Below are 20,121 nucleotides of genomic sequence, written 5' to 3' on the forward strand. Positions count from 1 at the left end.
GAACCCAGAAGGAAAGCAGGAACGATGAGCGCTGTCATCGAAGTCACCGACGAGACCTTCGACCAGGTCGTGCTGAAGTCGGACAAGCCGGTCATGGTCGAGTACTGGGCCGACTGGTGCGGGCCGTGTAAGCAGGTCGCCCCGGTGATCGAGGAGCTGGCCCAGGCGCACGGCGACAAGGTCACGATCGTCAAGATGGACACCAACGTGAACCCGGTGACCCCGGCCAACAACCACGTCCTCGGCCTGCCGACGATCCAGGTGTACGTCGGCGGCGAACTGGTCAAGGCCTTCAAGGGCGCCAAGGCCAAGTCCGTCCTGCTCGGCGCCATCGAGGAATACCTCTGAGCGCTGGCTGAAGCTCAGCCGATGAGGCGGGCCAGCACGAGCGGCGTCGCGACCAGCAGGGTCGCGACGCCGACGCCTGTCCAGTCGACTCCGCGCCACGGCGACGGCAAGGCGAAGGTACGGTTCCGGGCGCTAGCGAAGCCCCGGGCGTCCATGGACAGCGCCAACTCCTGAGCCGCGCGGAGGGCGTACACCAGCAGGGCGAAGGTCATCCCGGCCACGTGCCGGACCCGGCCGATCGGCGACCGCCCCGGATCGAGCCCGCGGATCCGCCGCACGTCGGCCATGGTCCGCCAGACGTCGATCAACTGCTGCAGCCGGAGCAGTCCGGCCGCCACCGCGACCACGGGGCGATGCGGCAGCCGGCAGCGCTGGGCCAGCGCGTCGCCGAGCCGGCTCGGCGGCAGCGACGGGATCAGCAGCACCCCGGGGATGACCAGGCAGCCGATCCGGGTCACCTCCGCCGCCGCGATCGGCCACGACTGCGCAGCCAGGAATCCGCGGTCGGAGAACGCCAGCGCCGACCAGCCGACCGTCAGCGCCGCCAGCGTCACCGGGGTCAGCCGGGCCAGCGTCGAGCGCACCCCGCGGACCGCCAGCGGTGCGAGCAACGCGGTCACGGCCAGGGTGAGCAGGCCGGTCAGCCAGTGGTCGACGAAGAACGAGCCAATCGCCGCGCCGAGCGCGATCAACAGCAGGGCCGCCGGGTTGCACCGCGCGGCCGGCGGATCGCCCGGGTCAATCACCTCGACGATCCGGTGATCGGGTTTCGCATCCGGCGCCTCCGTGGCTGCACCGAGAATCAGCCGATCACCGGCTCGGTCGGCCAGGTCGGCATCGTGGGTGGCGACGACGACCGCGGTTTCGTCCGCCCGCAGCGCCTCGATCACCCCGGCCACCGCGGCCCAGGTCTGCCGATCCTGACCCACGGTCGGTTCGTCCAGCAGCACCACCGCCGGCCGGTGCGCCACCGCCGCCGCGAGCGCGACCCGGCGTTGCTCCCCGCCCGACAGTTGGTACGGATCCGCCCCGCGGAGCCGGTCCAGCCCGAGCGCGATGATCATCGCCTCGGCCCGCCGCCGGGCGGCCGCCAACTCGGCCGGATCGTCGGCCAACACCGCCTCACTGGTCGCCAGCACTTCGGCCTCGACCGTCCGCCGGGTCAACTGCTGCTCGGCATGCTGCGGCTGCCAGGCCACCACCCGCGCCAACTCCCGCGACCGCCGCGCCACCCGCTCCAGCGAGATCCCGCCTCCGCTGCGCCGAGAGTGCACTTTCCCACCTGAAATCGTCGGATCCGCGTGGACAAGGTCACTCTCGACGATCACCTCACCCGCGCCGGCAGGGAGGAGACCGGAGAGGACCCGGAGCAGGGTGGACTTCCCGCTGCCGCTGCGACCCTGCACCGCCACCAGGTCGCCACGGCGCAACTCCAACTCCAGCCGGTCGACCAGGCGATCGCCACTCCTCCCGGCGCCCCGGCCCGGTGCGTCGATCGAGAGATCCAGGGCGCGATAGATCACCGCTCCCTCGGTTGAGTGGCCCGGGTTCGTCGCCGAGTGTTCAGCTCCCGATGAGGCTGATCCCGCGCCCGACTCCCGCGTACCCAAACTCTCCGAACCGGCCAGCCGAGCCTCGACCGGATCCGAACCCGAAGGCCGAGCACCACCCGAACCGAATCGCGGCGGGCCCATGGCCTCCGAGGTGCCCGGCACCTCCGACCAACGGATCGACCCGGATTCACCCGGAGCCGATTCGGTCGCACGACCACCATCCGACGCCTCGCGCCACTCGCTGACCGGGGCACTCGGGTCGGCCGGCCGCGGACTCGTCCAATCGATCCGGACCGGATCCGGCGGCGGTTCACCCGGCACCCAGACCCCGGCCGCCAGCAACTCGGTCCGCCGCTCGGCCAGCACGGTCCGCGCCGGGCCGTCGGCCAGCAGGCGGCCGGCCGGGTCGAGCACGATCATCCGATCGCAGAAGTCGAGCCAGTCGCCGGGCCGGTGATCGACGACCACCACGGTGACCGGCCGATCACCGACGACGTTGATCACCGCATCCCGCACCGTCGCGGCGCCGGCCGGGTCGAGCATCGCCGTCGGCTCGTCCAGCAGCAACAGTTCCGGATCGAGCGCGAGGGCGCCGGCCAGGGCGAGCCGCTGCTGCTCGCCGCCGGAGAGATCGGTGGACCGTCGGGTCGCCGGATACGGGAAGCCGGCCGCGGCCAACGCCCGTTCCGACCGGAGCAGGATCTCCGGCCGCGGGGCCCGCCGGTTCTCCGGTCCGAACGCCACATCACGCCCGGCATGCTCGGCCACCACCGCGTGCGTCGGATCCTGCAGCAGCAGCCCCGCCCCGCCGGGCCGGCTGCCGCCCGGGGTACGCAACTCGCCGGTCAGCTCGCCCAGGCTCTCGTCGGCCAGCCCGGCCAACAGCCTCAGCAACGTCGACTTCCCGGACCCACTGGCCCCGGCGAGCAGCACCCGTTCCCCGGGCCGCAGCGTCACGGTGAGATCGCGCAGTGTCGGCTCCCGCCGACCGTGCGGGCGCCAACTCAGCCCGCGAACGACCACCGCCCCCGGCTCCGATCCCGCTGCCGGCGCACCCCCTTCTCGCCCGACTCCGTCGACCTCGGTCCCGGACCCGCCACGATCACCGGCCGCACCAACGTCACCCGACCCGAGCCCAACCGGTCCCGACCTGCCCTCATCCGGCATGGATCCCCACTCCGCCCGAAACCGACCCATCGGTCCTCGACCCCCGCCCCCACTCGCCCACCGACTGTGCCGTTTGCCGGCTCTCCACGCGCCGAGTGGACGGGAAACGTCCCACTCGATGCTCGCCAGAACGCGCCGAGACCCGGCCACGTAGCCTCGACCCCACCCAGTGCGGGTCCGCGGACAGCTCGTAGACCCCGCCGAGGCCAGCGCCGGCCGCACCGAGACGCCCACCGACCCGGCCGGACACAGCCTCGCCCGATCCCCGATGCAGGCGGGGCACGCCCAGTCCCGATCGGCCGACATCCGGCGGACCACCGCGCCGCGCCAAGGCGCCGGCAGCCGCCATACCCGAGACGCCCACCGCCGGACCGGACGCAACCTCGCCCGAGCCCTGGCCAGACACCACGGCACGGCACGGCGAGTGTGACGTTTCCCGGCTTCCCGGGCCCGGCGAGGGCGGGAAACGTCCCACTCGATGCTCGCCCGGTCGCGTCAGGACCTGCGGCCGGGCGAGGCCGGCATCTTCCGACCAAGATCGTCGGTCCACCGGACCGGCCGCACCCGTCCCCAAGACCACCCGGCGCTCACGTACGTCCATCAAGGCGGGTGGGCGGTGGTGCCCATCGAGGGTCAGATCCGGTGGGCGGCGGCGCGTTCGCGGCCCGGCGGGAAGGGGGCGAGGACGCCGGTGGCGGTGAGGGCCTTGACCAGGGCCAGGCCGACCAGACCGCCGAGCAGGGCACCGGAGATCATCATGGCGACGCCGTAGATCAGCACGTAGCCGACGGCCCACTCCTGGTAGTAGGTGAGCCATTCGTACGGCGTCTCCAGCAGGCCGGCGAGCAGCCCGCCGAGCATGGCCGACAGCGCGGTGAAGCGCCGGTAGCCGAAGATCAGCAGGCCGAGCTCGACGCCGATCCCCTGGAACAGCCCGGAGCCCAGGGTGCTGATGCCCCACTGCCCACCCAGCAGCGGTTCGACGCTGGCGCCGACCAGCATCGCCAGCAACGCCGCCCCCGGGCGCCGGATGATCAGCCCGCCGACGACGGCCGGCAGCCACCAGAATCCGCCGAGCAGGCCACCCAGCGGAGGCAGGGCGAGGAAGAGTGGTTGGGTCAGGTTGGTCACCTGCGCCCAGCCGATGAAGGCGATGCCGAACGCGACGCCGATCATCACCGCGGTGATCAGGTCGACGGTACGCCAGCGCAGCAGTGGCCCGGTGGCCAGGTGCGGATCCGCCGAAGCTTCGGTGGTCATGATCATTTTCCTTCCAGTCTCGTGGAAGGGAAGCCGAGACGGATCGCTCCGTCGCGGCTCGAGATGGCCCGACTCCCTACGCCGGTGTCAACCGGATCAGGTTCGAGGGTCTGCGATCTGTCGCACTCTCAGCGCCCCAGGTGCGGCGCTCCCCTGTCGTTCACCGCAACGATAACTCGCCGCCGCCGAACCGGGCGGGTCGGAGCCGGAGGTCCGGCCGCTGAGACTGTCCGAAAGTGATTCCCGAATCGGGTTCCGGTCAGCCCACCGGCTGGGTAATCTGAATCCTTCGGCTGCGGGTCGACTCCGGGTCCCGTGATCGAAAACTTTGCGTCAGCACCAGCTTGACAACGGACGTCGATCGGGGACGTTCGCCGTTGCAGCACGTACCGCGCCGGGGGCCCGAAGGCGTGGTGAGGAGGTCCTACTCGGTGTCAGGCCGACCCGCAGCCTCGTCCGATCCATCCACCAGCCCACGGCGGGCGACCGCTCCGCCGAAAGACCCCCCAGGGCCCCTCAGACCTTTGTTCAGATCCACCGGCCTCCGCCGGCTGTTGGTGATCGGCGCCGGCTTCGGCCTGTCCCTGGCCATCAGTTCGACCGCGGTGCTCGGCAACCAGGGATCGATCACCTCACCGGAGGCGCCCGGCAGCCGGGTCATCATCCCCGGCGTCTGGAAGGCCGGCGCCGAGCCGCCGAGCAAGAGCGAGACCGACCGGCAGGCCGCCGAACGGCAGCGACAGCTGGAGCAGGCCCGCCGCGAGGCCGAAGACCGCAGCCGGCAGTCCGACCATCCCGGAGTCGGCATCCTGCTCGACCCCGGCCCCACTCCGACCGAACCACCCGCGCCGACCGAGCCCGCGCCAACGCCGCCCGCCGACGAGCAGCAGCCGCCGGCTCCGGACGACACCAACGATCCGCCGGTACGCCAGCCGGAGCGGAGCCCGCAGGGCACGGTCGACGAGCCGAAGCCTTCCGCCGACGAACCGCCGCCCAGCAAGGAGCCGAAGCGGGTCGCGCCGACCAAGAAGCCGCGCGCGACCGAGCAGCCACCCAAGCAGCCCGAGCCGGCCCCGCCGACCAAGGAACCGACCCGGCAGCCGAAGCCGCCGAAGGAACCGGAACCGACCAAGAAGCCCGAGCCGACCAGCCGGCCGACGGATGATCCCGAGCCGACCAAGAAGCCCGAGCCCACCAAGGAACCGACGAAGCGGCCGGAGCCGACCAAGGAACCGACCACGAAACCGACCAAGCCGCCGACCAAGACCCCGAAGCCGCCGAAGCCCGGCGACGACGATGATCGCGAGTGCAAGATCATCGATCTGCTCGGCCTGGTCTGCATCTGACCCGAAGCCGACTTGTAGCGGCTGAGCGCTATGTGGTCCAGGCACGTGGGCCCGGCCGCTACAAGTCGGCTTTGATCTTGGGGAACCTGAGGCCCACCGCAGGACAAGATCAAGATTTCTTGAAGCCGGTTCCCCCGAGACCCGCCCGCTCAGTAGCCTTGGCGCGTCGCCGAATCGGTTCAATGATTCGCACGTGTAAGTGGTTCAGCCAAGTCTGACAACGGACGTCGATCGGGGACGTTCGGCCGTTGGAACAGATTCCCGCGTCGGGGGGCCCGATGGCGCGGTGGAGGAGGTCCACTTCGTGCCAGGCCGAGCTGCGTTCCCACCGGACAGTTCAGATCAGCCACGGCGCGCCCTGCGGCGGCCAACGAACGGTTCCCCCGATCGCCCGGGCTTCCTCGCGCGGACCGGCGGGCTCCGCGGACTCCTGTTGATGTGCGCCGGGTTCGGGTTGACCCTCGCCATCGGCACCACCACGGTGCTCTACCAGTACCAGCCTGACTCCGCCGCCGGCAGTGACATCATCGCGCCGGCCGGCTGGGGCGAACCCGAGGCCGAAGCGGACCACTCCAAGGCGGCCCGCCGGGCCGCGGAGCGCCAAGCCGCGCTGGATGAGGCCCGCCGCGCGGCCGACCGGAGTCAGCGGTCGAACACACCGGGGACCCCCTCGAGTACGGCCGGGAACGAAGATCAACAGGAACCCGACGACAACGAGGGGCCGCCGGTCGGGAAGCTGTCGCAGAGCCCGCAGGGCCACGGCGAACCGGACGGGGACGACGACCACACCGCGCCGCCGGAGGATCCCGAACCGACCAAGGAGCCGCGGCAGAGCAAGGATCCGGAGCCGACGAAGGATCCGGAGCCGACCCGGCCCGCACCGTCCAAGGAAGCCGGCTCGCCGCCCGTGCCCACCGAGGAGCCGGCGCCGAGCAGCACGCCGCCGCGGCCGCCGACGCCGTCGGCCGGTCCGTCCGGAGATCCCACTCCGACACCGTCGGCGACGCCGTCCGGATCCTCGCGGCCGGGCGAGGAGGATGACGAGGACGAGCGGGACTGCAAGATCATCGACCTGCTCGGCCTGGTCTGCATCTGATCACCACCCCCGAAACCTGAAACGAGCCTGTCGAGGAGATCCTCGGCAGGCTCGTTTGAGGTTTCAAGATCACCAGTCGTGCACGGTCCCGTCGGCCAACCGGTTGTAGGGCAGATAGGCCGTCTGGTACGGATACTTGCCGGCCTCGTCCACGTCCAGCTCGACGCCGATCCCCGGCTGATCACCCGGGTGCAGGTAGCCGTCCTCGAAGGTGAACGACTGCTTGAAGGTCCGGTTGGTGGCGTCGCCGTGCTTCATGTACTCCTGGATCCCGAAGTTGTGGATCGCAAGATCAAGATGCAGGGCGGCGGCCATGCCGACCGGTGAGATGTCGGTCGGGCCGTGGATGCCGGACTTGATCTGATACTGCGCGGCGAATTCCAAGATCTTCTTCAGGTGGGTGACGCCGCCGGTGTGGGTGACCGCACTGCGGACGTAGTCGATCAACTGCTCGCTGATCAAGCCCTGGTAGTCCCAGACGGTGTTGAACACCTCGCCGATCGCCAGCGGCGTCGTGGTGTGCTCGCGGACCAGGCGCAGCGCCTGCTGGTTCTCCGCCGGCGTGCAGTCCTCGAGCCAGAACAGGTCGTACGGCTCCAGCGCCTTGCCCAGCTTGGCCGCCTGGATCGGCGTCATCCGGTGATGGCCGTCGTGCAGCAGCGGCAACTCCGGGCCGAACTCGCCCCGCACCGCCTCGAAGACGGTCGGCAGGTGGCGCAGGTAGGACCGGGTGTCCCAGTCCTCCTCGGCCGGGCGCAGGGCCCGCTGAGCCGGCTCGTAGTCGTACCGCTTGCCCTCGTTGCCGGGCTGGGTGACGTTGGCCGCGACGCCGTAGATCGACTTCAGGCCGGGCACGCCGGTCTGGATCCGGATCGCCCGATATCCCTGCTCCTGATGGGATCGGACGCTGTCGAACAGCGCCTCGGTGTCCTTGCCGCTGGCGTGACCGTAGGCCAGGATGCCCTCCCGGCTGGCGCCGCCGAGCAGCTGGTAGAGCGGCAGCCCGACCGACTTCGCCTTGATGTCCCACAGCGCCACGTCGACCGCGGCGATCGCGGCCATGGTGACCGGGCCGCGACGCCAGTAGGCGCTGCGGTAGAGGAACTGCCAGGTGTCCTCGATCCGGCTGGCGTCCCGGTCGATCAGCAGCGGCACGACGTGCTCGCTCAGATACGACGCCACCGCGAGCTCACGGCCGTTCAGCGTGCCGTCGCCGATCCCGGTGATCCCGTCGTCGGTGGTCAGTTTCAGGGTGACGAAGTTGCGGTCCGGCGAGGTGACGATCACCTCGGCGCGTTCGATCTTCACGACGGTGTCTCTCCTGTGGTGTGTAGCTCGGTCAGCCGGGCTTCGGTGTCCCGGGCAAGGTGATTATCGTCGGCCGCCTCCGGGCCGAGCACGGCCAGGGCCAGCCGGACCCGGTCGGCGTCGCCGGCCGCTCCGGCCAGGGCGGTGATCAACTCGACGGCGCCGGCGTCCTTGACCAGGTCGGTCTGCAGGTGGCAGATCCAGGCCGCGACGGCCAGCGGCAGCGCGGCTCCATGATCAAGTCCGGCCGACCGGCGGTGCCGGTACACGTCACCGAACCGGACCGGGAACTTCTGCGAGCCGTCGGCGGCGATCTGGGCCAGCCGGTGCTGGATCCGCGGATTGCCGAACCGGTCGCGCAGGGCGGCCGTCGCGGCGTCGATCTCGGCCTGCTTGAACGGCAGCACGGCGGCGGCGTCCCGCCACGCGTCCTCCATCGCCGCGACACAAACCGGATCGGCCATCGTCTCGGCGATCGTGCTCAGCCCGCGCTGCAGGCCGAGATAGGCCAGCAGGGAGTGAGCGCCGTTGAGCAGCCACAGCTTGCGCTGTTCGTACGGTTGCACGTCGGCCACGAACCGGACGCCGGCGACGTCCCAGGCCGGGCGTCCGGCCGGGAAGTCGCCCGCGATCACCCACTCGCTGAACGGCTCGGTGATCACCGGCGCGCGATCGTCCCAGCCGGACAGCTCCTTGGCCACGACAAGATCATCGGCCGTTGTCGCCGGGGTGATCCGGTCCACCATGCTGGACGGGAAGGTGACCGATCCGGCGACCCAGTCGGCGAAGTCAGCACCAAGATCACCGGCGAGCTCCAGCACCCGCCCGCGCAGCATGGTGCCGTTGTCGGTCAGGTTATCGCAGCACAGCACGGCGATCGGCGCGCCGCCGGAGCGGTGCCGGCCGCGCAGGCCGTCGACGATCCGGGCCGGGACCGAGATCCCGGCCTCGCCGGCCGCCAGTCGCTGCCGGTCCTGATCATCGATCAGGTACGCGGCCTCGGTCACCGTGGTCGTCAGCACCGAGATCTGATCATCGGCCAGCACCGACCGCCAGGATTCATGATCACCACCCGGCAGCGCCGCCGCGTGAGTCTCGATCATGGTCGCATGATCACCGTCGGCGGCCCGCTCGATCAACGTGTACCGGCCGTCCTGATCACTCAGGATCCGAGCCAGCTCGACCTGGCGACCGGTGAAGGCTGTGATCAGCCAGGGATCGCCCGACTGATCAAGGTTGGCCCGGTGGGTGTACCAGGCCTGGTGGGCGCGGTGGAACGCGCCCAGTCCGAGGTGTGCCAGTCGCGCGTTGACCTGGGTCATCGGATGGTCATGATCGGGCTCAGCCCTTCGACAGGCTCAGGGAACGGATCAGGCAACGTCATCACGAAGCTGCTTCGACCTCGACCGGCCGGCCCTTGATCACGGGCTCGACGTCGTCGTACTTGCCGTGCAGCACGTCATCGAAGGCGACCGGCTGGCCGAGGGTCGCCGAGACGTAGATCGACCGTACCAGGGCCAGCGACAGCAGCGCCTCCTGGGTGTCGACCAACGGGCGACCGCCGTCCTTGATCGCCGCGGCGATGTCGTCGTACTGACGCAGATGGCCGGCCAGGAAGGAGTTCGGGTCGTTGCGGCTGCCGGAGAACTCGTCCTCGGCCTTGCTCGCCTGCTCGGCCTGATTGCCGCGGGACTTGGCGCTGCGCAGGTTGGCGTCCACCTCGCCGTCGCCGGCGTGCAGATACTTCAGCTCATCGTTGTCGATGATCGCCGAGCCGAGCGAGCCGTGCACCTGGAGTCGGACGGTCAGGCCCGGGTAGGCGGCCGTGGTCAGGTGCAGCGCCGCCAGCGCGCCGGACTCGAACCTGATCGTCGCCGTCGCGGTGTCCTCGATCTCGATCCGCTCGTGCGCCAACTGCGCCGTGTGGGCGAAGATCTCGACCGGCCGGCCGAGGAACCAGCGCAGCAGGTCGACGGTGTGCACACCCTGGTTCATCACGGCGCCGCCGCCGTCCAGCGCCCAGGTGCCGCGCCAGTCCCCGGAGTCGTAGTAGGCCTGGCTGCGGAACCAGGCCATGCTCGCCATCGCCGAGGTGACGGTGCCGAGCTTCTTCTCCTCGATGATCTTGCGGACCACCTGGCTGCCCGGGTCGAACCGGTGCTGGCTGATCACGCTGACCACCTGTCCGCGCTCCTCGGCCGCCTCGACCAGCCGCCCGAACTCGACGCCGTGCTGCACGCTGACGTCCAGCGGCTTCTCGATCACCAGGTGCACGCCGGCGGCCAGGCACTCCTCGGCCTGGTCCAGGTGCAGCCCGCTCGGGGTGCAGATCGCGGCCACGTCGGCACCGGCGGCGAGCGCATCGGCGATGCTGCCGTACGACGTCGGCCGGTCGGCACCCTCGGCGACGACGACCTCGGCCACCCGCTCCATCGCCGCCGGGTCGGTGTCGACCAGCCCGGTCACGACGAAGTCCGGGTGCTTGGTCGCCACCAGCGCGTGATGCTTGCCGATGATGCCGCAGCCGATGATCACGATCCGGCGCTGCCCCGGCGTGGGCGTACTCGAAGCTTCAGGGGCCGTCATCGAAGATCACTCCTTGGGTGTGGGTGAGGAAGGCGAAGGCGCGGGCCGCGCGTCCGAACGCGGCCGGCCCGGAGAATCCGCCGAGTTGCCCGGCGATGGCGAGGTGCGGCTCGAGCGAGGCGAAGCCGTCGAAACCATGATCACGAAGCCCGGCCACGGTCTCGGCGAGCTGGCCGTCACCCTCGCCGGCCGGCGTCACCTGGCCGGTGTCGGCCTTCGCGTCCTTGACCTGCAGGTAGGCCAGGTGCGGCAGCAGCAGGTCGAAGCCGTCGGTGTAGGGCCGGACGCCGCACTGGACGAAGTTGGCGTTGTCCCAAGCGACCTTGAGCGCGGACGAGCCGACGCCGGTGATCAGGTCGTGCACCCGGGCCGGCACGTCGCCGTAGATGCCCTTCTCGTTCTCGTGCAGCAACACCAGCCCGGCCTGTCCGGCCCGCTCCGCCAGTGCCCCGAGGTGATCGATCACCCGGTCCCGGATCGCCTCGACCGCGATCCCTTCGCCCCGGTAGAAGGAGAAGATCCGGATGAACCCGGCGCCGAGCAGCTGGGCGGCGTTGATCGCGGCATCGAGCCGCTTCAGCTCGGCCTCGATCGGTTCGGCTACGTCGACCTTGCCGATCGGCGACGCGATCGCCGAGACACCCATCCCGCGTTCGTCGAGAATGATCTTGAGCTGGGACAGTTGATCACCGGACAGCTCGACGATGTTGGTGCCCCAGGCACTGCGTACCTCGAGGTGGTTGGCCCCGAGCGCCTGCAGGACCGCGATCTGTACGACCGGGTCGGGGTCGATCTCGTCACCGAAGCCGGACAACGTCCATGTGGTCACGCTTCCCGACCCTAAGCTGGCGCCGATCCGGAGGGCAAACGCTTGCCAACAGTTGCCATTCGCATCGCGGAATTGGCCTCACGTCCCCTGAGCCTGTCGAAGCATGTCCTGAGCTTGTCGAAGGGGGCCAGGCCCGACCCTGCTGAGGTCCCGGAATGCAATGGGTTGCATCACGGCTGCCCCCTTCGACAAGCTCAGGACATGCTTCGACAGGCTCAGGGAACGAACGATCAGAAGTCGTCGGGGCAGAAGGGGGCGCGGGGCCAGCTGAAGGCGTGTGAGATCGCCTGCACGCTGCCGGGGGTGTGCTCGTCGATCAGGCCGGCGCGCTGCAGGGTGTTCAACGGGGTGCCGCCGAGGTAGATCGTGGCGAGGTCGCGGACGGTCAGGGCGACATCGGCCGTCGCGTCGGTCCGGGTGACGTCGGCCCCCTCCGGGCCGGCCTGGACCCGGAAGCGTCCGGCCACCTCCGGCAGGAAGCTGTCGGCCACGTCGAGGACGACGTCGAGGTCGCCGGTGTACTTGCGGGCGGCCAGGGAGCGCGGGATGTCGGTCAGCCGGGCGTACGAGGCGTCGTGCAGCTCGGTCTTGATCGCGCGCTGGTCGGCGACCAGCTGGCGCAGCGGTTCGTCGGTCGGCGCATGCCCGAGCCGGAAGACGCGGATCAGGTCGAGGTCGAGCAGGAACCGCCACAGCCGGGCATAGGCCTGCGGGGTCGCGGCGTCGAGATCGTTGATCATCACCTCGCCGCCGTCGTCGGTCCATTTGGTCCGGAAGCTGGCGAACCCGTCCGGCGTGCCGTCGGCCGCGAAGTGCAGCAGGAAGCGGCGGGCGGAGGCCCCGCGCCGCCAGGCCTCCGGGTCGTGCACCATGCCCTTCCACCACGCCTCGGTCCGGGCCAGCGCACCCGGCCGGTCGGCGAAGAACCGGTCCCGGGCCTCCGGAGCGGCGGCCAGATATTCCTCCACGCTGACCTCGTCCACCGACCCGTCGCCGAGATCGACTCCCGGCAGGAAGGCCATCTCCCGGGTCTTGCCGGAGATGCTGAGCAGCGAGGTCGTCCGGCCGTAGCCGAACCGCCCGTAGATCAACGACTCCGACGCCCAGAGCAACGCCAACGGCTCGACCCCGCGATCCATCACATCCACAGTCAGCTGGTGCCGCATCATGTCGGTCAACAGCCCTCGCCGCCGATAGCCCGGCGCCACGGTGACGACGGTGACCGCCGCCACCGGCACCGAGCCGCCGGGCGTCGCCATCTCCCGGGTGTACGCGCCACAACTGGACACCCACCGGTCGTCGACCCGATGACCGAAGTTCCGCTCCGGCTCGAACAGATCCCGCGCCGGCCCCCAGACCTCGGCGTCATAGGTGTCATGAAAACCGCGCGCGATCGCGGCGAAGAAGTCGTCCTTGGTCTCCTCGGTGGTGGTGACCAGCTCAGGCTTGGCGAGATGCGGCGCGGTACGTGTCGACATGGACCCAGTCAACATCGCCGAGCCGACAGCCGCACCCCGATATTCGAAATCGAAGGATCCTGTTCCGTTCCCTGAGCCCGTCGAAGGGCCGGCCCGGGCTTGCCCTTCGACAAGCTCAGGGAACGAAACAAGCAGACGCAGCGTCCCCGCACCTGCTCTGCCCTTCGACAAGCTCAGGGAACGGAACAAGCCTTCGTGATCAGCCATACGCTCGGTGAGGCAGTCGGCGAAACCAGGGTTCCGCTCGGCTGAGACGGTTAAACCCCTGTGCGGCTAAAAGGAAGCGGTGGGGTCTGGGGGATAGGTGCGCGGGCGTGGACGGGCCTGGCGGGAGCCCGCGAACGCAGTGCCGCGGCAGCCGCACCCACACTTGCTCGCGGGCGGATGGTTGCCCGCGCACCTATCCCCCAGACCCCACCGCGAGATCAGCCCCCTACTTGAGAAAGATCTCCACGACAGGCACGGCAACGGATGGAGGCCGTACGGGCAGGGTCAGGGTGACGGTCCCCGCGTCCTCGGCCCCGGGCGTCGTGTTCTGGGCCACGGCATGCGGATCGGCCTCGGTGAAGTGGATCTCGGAGGCGTCGTGCAGGAACTGGGCGTACTCCACCCGACCGCCGAGCCCGGCCAGATGCACGTGCTTCATGGGCCAGGAGAACAGGTGCAGGTAAAGCCGGTCCCCGTTCTGAGTGAAGCGGCAATCGGCCGGCGCGGTGAAGTCGGCCGGCCCGGCGCCATAGATGGATCGGTCGTTGTAGTCCATCCAGTCGCCGATCTCGGCCAGCGTGGCCCGGGCGCGCGGATCGATCTCGCCGCGACCGGTCGGACCGACGTTGAGCAGCAGGTTGCCGCCCTTGGCCACGCCGTCGATCAGCATCTTGATCAACAACTCGGGGGACTTGTAGTCGTCGTTGTCACGGTCATAGCCCCAGCTGCCGTTCAGCGTCTGGCAGGCCTCCCACAGCACCGGCTCGCCGTCGCGGAGCATCGGCCCGCTCGGCTGATACTGCTCCGGGGTGACCAGGTCGCCCGGGATGTCGAGGCGGTCGTTGATCACGATGCCCGGCTGCAACTCGCGGCAGAGCGCCATCAGGGTCTCGGAATCCCAGTCCTCATGGCCCTTGCCCGGAGCGCCGCCGTTGGGATGATCGCGGCCGGGGTAGGAGAAGTCGAAGAAGAGGTAGTCGATCTTGCCGTAGTGGGTCAGCAGTTCCCGGACCTGACCGTGCAGATATTCCCGGTAGCGAGCCATGTCCCGGCCCTCGTTCTGCTCCGGGATGTCGTCGTCCTCCCGCCGCGGATTGATCAGGTCGATCGTGTAGTCGGGGTGATGCCAGTCGATCAGCGAGTGATAGAAGCCGACCTTCAGCCCGGCCGCGCGCAGCGCCTCGACGTAGGGGCCGATGGCGTCCTTGCCGTGCGGGGTGTTGGTGATCTTGTAGTCGGTCAGGGCCGAGTCCCAGAGGCAGAAGCCCTCGTGGTGCTTGGTGGTCAGCACGACGTACTTCATGCCGGCGTTCTTCGCGGTCTCGGCCCACTGCTCGGGGTCGTACAGATCGGCCTCGAAATACCGCAGGTACCGCTCGTAGTCGGCGATCTTGGTCTGTTCCCGGTGCATCACCCACTCGTGCCGGGCCGGCAGAGCGTAAAGGCCCCAGTGGACGAACATCCCGAATCGATCGTGAGTGAACCATGCGTGGTCCTGCGTCATCGCCGTACTCCTCCACTGGCTTGGCGCTTTCGCGCCGGGTCCGTTGGCATCGCCAAATTCATCCGATGATTACGTTAGATCTTCGCAGTGATCGGCCTCATTCACCAGAGTTTCGTGCAGATTTTTCGGATTCGTCGGACACGCCGTCGGGGGTCCTTGACAACGGTGGAACACCGAGCGGAAGTTATTGACGACCCTCGATCGCCGGGTTACGTTCTAGCGACGCTGATGGCTCCTACAACGTCATGTGGGGGACCCGATGCGTCAATGCTGTGGCCATATCCATCGAGCACCGTGCGCTCAAGAAAGCTGTGGTTCAAGCACTCACAGGGGGAACACCAGACATGAAAACCCGTACCATCCTTGCCCTGGCCTCGTTGGCCGGGGTCGCTCTCGCCGGGGCCGCGACCACCCAGGCCTCCGCTGATCTCGTCACCCGGTGCATCGGCACCGGCGGCGCCGTCACCGTTCCGGGCGACCTGGTCGTCCCGGCCGGCAAATCCTGCGTGCTCGAGGGCACCATCGTCGAGGGGAAGGTGACGGTCCAGGCCGGCGCCGACCTGGTCGTCACCGACGGCACCTTCAAGGGCGCCGTCATCGTGGCCGAGAACGGCTACCTCGATGCCTACAACACCGCGGTGACCGGCAAGGTCACCAGCCGTGGCGGTTACGGCGCGACCTTCGGCGGCGGCTCCAGCCTCGGCGCTGGTTACGCCGGGCAGGCACCGGCGGACGCGTCCGTCGTGCCGTTCGCCTACTTCGAGGACACCAGCGTTACCAAGAACGTGCAGTCCGTCTCCGGCGAGCTGTACCTCGGTGGCAGCAAGGTCGCCGGCTCGGTGACCGGCGACGGCACCGTCTACACCGACGTGATCAACTCGACCCTGACCGGTGCGCTCACCGTGAAGGGCAGCGTGGACGGCTCCGTCGTCTGCGCCAGTGAGGTCGACGGCAACGCGGCGTTCGACGGCAACGGCACCGTGCAGGTCGGCGGCGGCGGTCTGATCGACGACTGCGACGACGTCAACTACTTCGGTGGCAACGTCCTGATCGCCAACAACAACGGCGGTGTCGCGGTGAACGGCAACATCATCCGCGGCAACCTGGGCGGCGAGGGCAACGACCCGGCACCGACCGGCGCCGACAACCGCGTCCGCGGCACCCTCTCCGGCCAGTTCGTCGACCTGCAGCCCGCCGCCGCAGCTCGCCGGGCCGCCCCGGAGGATCGTGAGCTCGCTCTGAAGGAGAAGGTTGCTGAGCGCAAGGCGGCTGCTGTCGCCGAGGGCGAGGCCGCCGGATCTGCTGGTCTGTGAGTTCTCTTCACAATCGCTAGTACGAGATCATCCCGGGCTCCATTCTTTCTTTGGAGTTCGGGATGATCTTGTCTTCTTTCCGGGTGGTTGATCATCTCGCGGCGGGGTCTGGGGGATAGGTGCGCGGGCAACCATCCGCCCGCGAGCAAGTGTGGGTGCCGCTGCCGCGAATCTGCGTTCGCGGGCTCCCGCCAGGCCCGTCCACGCCCGCGCACCTATCCCCCAGACCCCACCGCTCCCTTTGCAGACGCACATGGGTTTACCGCCTCAGCCGAGCGGAACCCTCGTCTTGCCGACTGCCAAACCGAGCGTATGGCTGATCACGAGGCATGTTCGGTCGTCGCGTCTCGCCGACGCTTCACCGAACCCCAACTGATCACGAGGGCTTGTTCCGTTCCCTGAGCTTGTCGAAGGGCAAGCCGGATCAAATGGGTGAATCCTTCGCTCGATGACCCGGACCTGCCCTTCGACAAGCTCAGGGAACGGAACAAGCGCTGTGGTCGCCGTCATCCACAGTTCTTTCCACACTTCCACAGGCCCATGATCACGAACCATGATCACATCACATCGTCTTCCACCTTCGTGATCACCCATACGCTCGGTCTGGCAGGCGGAGGCATCATGATCAGCGTGCGGCTCAGACGGTAAAAAATCGGTGTCCCACAAAGGGAGCGTCGGGGTCTGGGGGATAGGTGCGCGGGCGTGGACGGGCCTGGCGGGAGCACGCGGACGCCTGAATCGCGGCAGCTGGCACCCAAGCTACCCGCGGGCGGATGGTTGCCCGCGCACCTATCCCCCAGACCCCGACGCGGGATCCAGCCCTCAGCCCGTTCTAGCCCTTCACCCCAGTCAAGGTGATCCCCTGAATGAAGGTCCGCTGCGCCACGAAGAACAAGATGATCACAGGTAGGACAGCCAGGGTGCTCACGGCCATGAGCGGCCCGAACTCCGTAGCGTACTCACCCCTGAAGAAGTTCAGGCCCAAGGAGATGGTGTAGAGGTTGGGGTCGGTGAGGTAGATCAGCGGGCCCAGGAAGTCGTTCCAGGAAGCCAGGAACTGGAACAAGCCTACGGCCACGAGGGCGGGTTTGATCAAGGGCAGGATCACTCTGATGAAGATCTGCCATTCGTTGGCACCGTCGATCCGCGCGCTCTCCGACAGTTCCTTGGGCAGGGAGCGGAGGAACTGGCGGAGCAGGAAGATGTAGACCGGGACACCGAGCCAGTGCGGCAAGATCAACGGGACCCAGGTGTTGGTCAGGCCGAAGGTGCGGAAGATCTCGAAGGCCGGGAACATCGTGACGTAGAACGGGATCATCATCGTCGCGAGGATGGTCACGAACAGCACGTTGCGGCCGGGCCAGTCGATCCGGGCCAGACCGTAGCCGACCATGGCCGAGGAGAACACGGCACCGAGCACGGACAGCAGCGAGATCACCAGGGTGTTGAAGAAGTAGCGGGCCAACGGAAACAGCGCCGCGGCCTGGGTGAAGTTGTCGAAGGTGATCTCGTCCGGGAGCCAGACGATCGGGCTGGCGTTCAGGTCCACCGCGGTCTTGAACGCGCCGGTGGCCATCCAGATCAACGGGATCAGGAAGATGATCGACAGCCCGATCAACACGGCATGCTTGGCCAAACCGGCCAGCAGTCTCCGCCCGAGCGGCCGGCGGCGGAACTCCAGATCCCGCCGGCCCACGTCAGCCAGAGTGGTGGTCCTGCCCTCGCCGACGAGGGCGCTACCGGCAACAGTGTCGGTCATGATCAATTCCCCCCGTAGTAGACCCGGCGGCCGACCGTTCGGAACACGATCACCGCACAGATCGCTGCGAGTACGAACAACACCCACGCCATCGCGCTGGCATAGCCGATCTTGAAGAAGGCGAAGATGTTCTGGTAGAGGTACATGCCGGCGACCATGGTGGAGCCGGCGGGGCTGCCGGTGCCGCCGGTCAGCACGAACACCTCGGTGAAGTACTGGAACCCGGCGATCAGTCCGGTCACCAACGCGAACAGCAGATGGGGCGACATGAACGGCAGGGTCACGTGCCGGAAGCGGGAGAAGACGTTCGCCCCGTCGATCTTGGCCTGCTCGTACAGCTGCACCGGCACGTCCTGAACGCCTGCGAGCATGATCACCATCAGGTTGCCGACACCCCACACCGCCATGATGATCAAGGCGGGCTTGGCCCAGTCCGGGTCGGCCAGCCAGGACGGCCCGTCGATGCCGATCGCGCCGAGCATCGAGTTGAGCACACCGTACTGCGGGTTGAAGACGTAGGACCAGATCACCGCCGAGGCGACCAGCGGCACGATGCTGGGGATGAAGAAGATCACCCGATAGACCGACCGGCCGCCGACGTTCATGTTCAGCAACAGGGCCAGGGACAACGCGGCGACGATGCCGAGCGGCACCGACCAGAGCAGGATGTAGATGGTGTTGCCCATCGCCCGCCAGAACGTGTCATCACCGAACAGGTCTGCATAGTTGTCGAAGCCGAGCCAGCGGCCCGCCGTCAGCATGGTGCCGGAGGTGAAGCTCGCCTGCAGCGAACGGAGCACCGGGTAGGCGGTGAAGATCAACAAGCCGGCGATCGCCGGGGAGCAGAAGATCAGTCCCCATCTGATGTTGCTCTTGGTCTGCCGGGACATCGGGCGGCGTTGCCGAACGGGCGTCGTCGTCCGTTCCGTGGTTGCGACGGCCATCGTGATCACCCCACCCGTTCGAATCGCTCGGCCTCACGCACGGTGAGTTCCCGGACCCGTTGCAAGGCCTGCTGCGGCGTCAGCTGGCCGTACACGGCGGCCTGGATCTGGGTCTCCATCTGTTGGTGATGGAACTCGCTGACCGTGATCAGCGGCCGGGTGTTGATCATGTTGCGCAGCGTCTCGTGGTAGACCCCGGCGTCCGGGTCGCTGGCGATCACCTCGTTGACCGGTGCCTTCTTGTAGCCGACCGGGAAGCCGATGTGCTCCCACTGGGCGCGGGTCCCCTCATCGGCGGTGGAGAACCACTTGACGAACTCCCAGGCCGCGTCCGGCTGCGGCGCGGCCGCCGGGATGAAGCAGGACCAGCCGCCGAGCCAGGCTCCCTGGCCGGGCCGCTCGGCGCCGGGCGGCTGGTACGGCAGCAGGGTGGAGCCGATCTCGATCTCCGGGTGCAACTGCTTGATCTGCAGCAGGTTGGGTGTCACCAGACAGGCCATGCCGAGCTTGCCGGTGGAGAAGGGGTGCAGCTGCAGCGACGGCGGCGCGATCGCCGCGGCTTCGGCGCCGCCGATGCTCTGCGCCGACTTGGTCATCCACTCCAGCGCCCGGATGTTGGGCTCGTCGTCGGTGGTCGCCTCGTTGGTGCCGGGCTTCCAGAATTTGCCGCCGAAGGAGTAACCCCAGGTCAGCATGGAGTTGGCACCGCCGTACTGGTTCCACGGCATGATGCCGATCTGGGTGGCCTGACCGCCCTCGACCCGGTTGATCTCTCCTGCCATGGCGTCGACCTCTTCGATCGTCGTCGGCCCGCGCTCGGGGTCGAGCCCGCATTCCTCGAACAGTCCCTTGTTCCAGAAGAACGGGAAGTTGGCGTCCGCGTCCCACTGCATGCTCCAGACCCGGTCCTGGTAGGCCATGCTGCGGGCGCAGACGTCGAAGAAGTCCTCGAGCCGGAGCCCGTCCCGCTCAAAGTAGGGCGTCAGGTCCTTCATGATCCCGAGCGAGGTCCAACTCGGCGCCTGGGCGGCGTCGCAGAACCCGATGTCGGGCGCCTGGCGGCCGGCGATCGCGGTGAACAGCTTCTGCTGGACGGTCGTGCCGGTGCTGGGGGCGAAGGTGATCCGGACGCCGATGTCGGGCTGGGACTGCTCGAACAGCTTGGCGCACTCGACCAGGCCGCTGCCGGTGGTCGAGCCCCAGATGTTGTAGATCTCGATGTTGGTCTTGCGGCCCGGTGCCGGCTCCTTGTTGGGCCGGACCGCCGCGGCGTCCCGGCCGGAACTGACGACGGCACAGCCGCTCGCCGCGCCGAGGCCGGCCACGCCGGCGGAAAGGGCGGCGCCGGCTCTCAACAGTGATCGGCGGGACAGCAGTCCACGGCCTTGAGCTCGAGGCTCGACGGGGGGACTCGACGCTCCGG

General features: G+C 68.6%; 14 protein-coding genes, 1 pseudogene and 1 riboswitch. Of the genes and pseudogenes, 4 read left to right on the plus strand and 11 right to left on the minus strand.

From position 1 onward, the window contains the following. Positions 1 to 24: 24 nt before the first annotated feature. On the plus strand, positions 25 to 348 hold the full coding sequence (locus tag FNH24_RS25630) for a thioredoxin family protein (protein WP_152365102.1): 324 nt from the start codon (positions 25 to 27) through the stop codon (positions 346 to 348). A 14-nt stretch (positions 349 to 362) separates the two neighbouring features. Here FNH24_RS25630 and FNH24_RS25635 read toward each other — a convergent pair whose 3' ends face one another. Then, positions 363 to 3,374: an ATP-binding cassette domain-containing protein gene (locus tag FNH24_RS25635; protein WP_152365103.1), complete on the minus strand. Its 3,012-nt coding sequence runs from the start codon at positions 3,372 to 3,374 to the stop codon at positions 363 to 365. A 327-nt stretch (positions 3,375 to 3,701) separates the two neighbouring features. Beyond that, positions 3,702 to 4,328, minus strand: a complete 627-nt coding sequence (locus FNH24_RS25640; RefSeq protein WP_217428541.1) for an ECF transporter S component — start codon at positions 4,326 to 4,328, stop codon at positions 3,702 to 3,704. Between the two features lie 56 nt (positions 4,329 to 4,384). After that, positions 4,385 to 4,493: riboswitch (TPP riboswitch) on the minus strand. 359 nt (positions 4,494 to 4,852) lie between these two features. On the opposite strand from FNH24_RS25640, the gene FNH24_RS25645 reads away from it, so the two are divergent. Together FNH24_RS25645 and FNH24_RS25650 are read left to right on the plus strand one after the other, a co-directional pair. Next, positions 4,853 to 5,674: a hypothetical protein gene (locus FNH24_RS25645; protein WP_152365104.1), complete on the plus strand. Its 822-nt coding sequence runs from the start codon at positions 4,853 to 4,855 to the stop codon at positions 5,672 to 5,674. A gap of 436 nt (positions 5,675 to 6,110) precedes the next feature. Further along, positions 6,111 to 6,770, plus strand: coding sequence for a hypothetical protein (locus FNH24_RS25650; RefSeq protein ID WP_152365105.1), 660 nt, complete (start codon positions 6,111 to 6,113; stop codon positions 6,768 to 6,770). Positions 6,771 to 6,839: 69 nt separating this feature from the next. Here FNH24_RS25650 and manD read toward each other — a convergent pair whose 3' ends face one another. The 6 genes and pseudogenes from manD to FNH24_RS25680 all read right to left on the minus strand — a co-directional run. Further along, the gene (gene manD / locus FNH24_RS25655; RefSeq protein WP_152365106.1) at positions 6,840 to 8,078 is read right to left on the minus strand and encodes a D-mannonate dehydratase ManD; all 1,239 of its coding nucleotides are present in this window, start codon (positions 8,076 to 8,078) and stop codon (positions 6,840 to 6,842) included. Then, positions 8,075 to 9,400: a mannitol dehydrogenase family protein gene (locus FNH24_RS25660; RefSeq protein WP_152365107.1), complete on the minus strand. Its 1,326-nt coding sequence runs from the start codon at positions 9,398 to 9,400 to the stop codon at positions 8,075 to 8,077. The genes manD and FNH24_RS25660 overlap by 4 nt, the downstream gene beginning before the upstream one ends. 61 nt (positions 9,401 to 9,461) lie before the next feature. Next, the gene (locus FNH24_RS25665; protein WP_152365108.1) at positions 9,462 to 10,664 is read right to left on the minus strand and encodes a Gfo/Idh/MocA family protein; all 1,203 of its coding nucleotides are present in this window, start codon (positions 10,662 to 10,664) and stop codon (positions 9,462 to 9,464) included. Continuing rightward, positions 10,651 to 11,493: a sugar phosphate isomerase/epimerase family protein gene (locus FNH24_RS25670; protein WP_152365109.1), complete on the minus strand. Its 843-nt coding sequence runs from the start codon at positions 11,491 to 11,493 to the stop codon at positions 10,651 to 10,653. The genes FNH24_RS25665 and FNH24_RS25670 overlap by 14 nt, the downstream gene beginning before the upstream one ends. Positions 11,494 to 11,723: 230 nt before the next feature. After that, a complete protein-coding gene (locus tag FNH24_RS25675; protein ID WP_161606314.1) occupies positions 11,724 to 12,971 on the minus strand; it encodes a GNAT family N-acetyltransferase in 1,248 nt (415 codons plus the stop codon). 433 nt (positions 12,972 to 13,404) lie between these two features. Next, positions 13,405 to 14,691 (minus strand): annotated as a pseudogene (locus FNH24_RS25680) (alpha-L-fucosidase); the annotation flags it as partial. 335 nt (positions 14,692 to 15,026) lie between these two features. On the opposite strand from FNH24_RS25680, the gene FNH24_RS25685 reads away from it, so the two are divergent. After that, positions 15,027 to 15,995 (plus strand): hypothetical protein, encoded by a 969-nt coding sequence (locus FNH24_RS25685; protein ID WP_152365112.1) that lies wholly within the window; start codon positions 15,027 to 15,029, stop codon positions 15,993 to 15,995. Positions 15,996 to 16,827: 832 nt separating this feature from the next. Here the strand turns inward: FNH24_RS25685 and FNH24_RS25690 are convergent. Genes FNH24_RS25690 through FNH24_RS25700 form a run of 3 tightly spaced genes read right to left on the minus strand, consistent with a single transcriptional unit; the run spans position 16,828 to position 20,053 of the window. Continuing rightward, on the minus strand, positions 16,828 to 17,754 hold the full coding sequence (locus FNH24_RS25690; RefSeq protein ID WP_152365113.1) for a carbohydrate ABC transporter permease: 927 nt from the start codon (positions 17,752 to 17,754) through the stop codon (positions 16,828 to 16,830). A gap of 2 nt (positions 17,755 to 17,756) precedes the next feature. After that, a complete protein-coding gene (locus FNH24_RS25695) occupies positions 17,757 to 18,698 on the minus strand; it encodes a carbohydrate ABC transporter permease (protein WP_152365114.1) in 942 nt (313 codons plus the stop codon). 5 nt (positions 18,699 to 18,703) lie between these two features. Further along, a complete protein-coding gene (locus FNH24_RS25700) occupies positions 18,704 to 20,053 on the minus strand; it encodes an extracellular solute-binding protein (protein WP_161606315.1) in 1,350 nt (449 codons plus the stop codon). Positions 20,054 to 20,121: the final 68 nt, after the last annotated feature.

This window comes from Microlunatus speluncae (assembly GCF_009299835.1).
Lineage (GTDB): Bacteria > Actinomycetota > Actinomycetes > Propionibacteriales > Propionibacteriaceae > Microlunatus > Microlunatus speluncae.

Coding starts and splice junctions, on each gene's coding strand:
- FNH24_RS25630 (WP_152365102.1), top strand. CDS start 25: ATGAGCGCTGTCATCGAAGTCACCGACGAGACCTTCGACCAGGTCGTG.
- FNH24_RS25635 (WP_152365103.1), bottom strand. CDS start 3,374: ATGTCGGCCGATCGGGACTGGGCGTGCCCCGCCTGCATCGGGGATCGG.
- FNH24_RS25640 (WP_217428541.1), bottom strand. CDS start 4,328: ATGACCACCGAAGCTTCGGCGGATCCGCACCTGGCCACCGGGCCACTG.
- FNH24_RS25650 (WP_152365105.1), top strand. CDS start 6,111: ATGTGCGCCGGGTTCGGGTTGACCCTCGCCATCGGCACCACCACGGTG.
- FNH24_RS25660 (WP_152365107.1), bottom strand. CDS start 9,400: ATGACCCAGGTCAACGCGCGACTGGCACACCTCGGACTGGGCGCGTTC.
- FNH24_RS25665 (WP_152365108.1), bottom strand. CDS start 10,664: ATGACGGCCCCTGAAGCTTCGAGTACGCCCACGCCGGGGCAGCGCCGG.
- FNH24_RS25675 (WP_161606314.1), bottom strand. CDS start 12,971: ATGTCGACACGTACCGCGCCGCATCTCGCCAAGCCTGAGCTGGTCACC.
- FNH24_RS25685 (WP_152365112.1), top strand. CDS start 15,027: ATGAAAACCCGTACCATCCTTGCCCTGGCCTCGTTGGCCGGGGTCGCT.
- FNH24_RS25690 (WP_152365113.1), bottom strand. CDS start 17,754: ATGACCGACACTGTTGCCGGTAGCGCCCTCGTCGGCGAGGGCAGGACC.
- FNH24_RS25695 (WP_152365114.1), bottom strand. CDS start 18,698: ATGGCCGTCGCAACCACGGAACGGACGACGACGCCCGTTCGGCAACGC.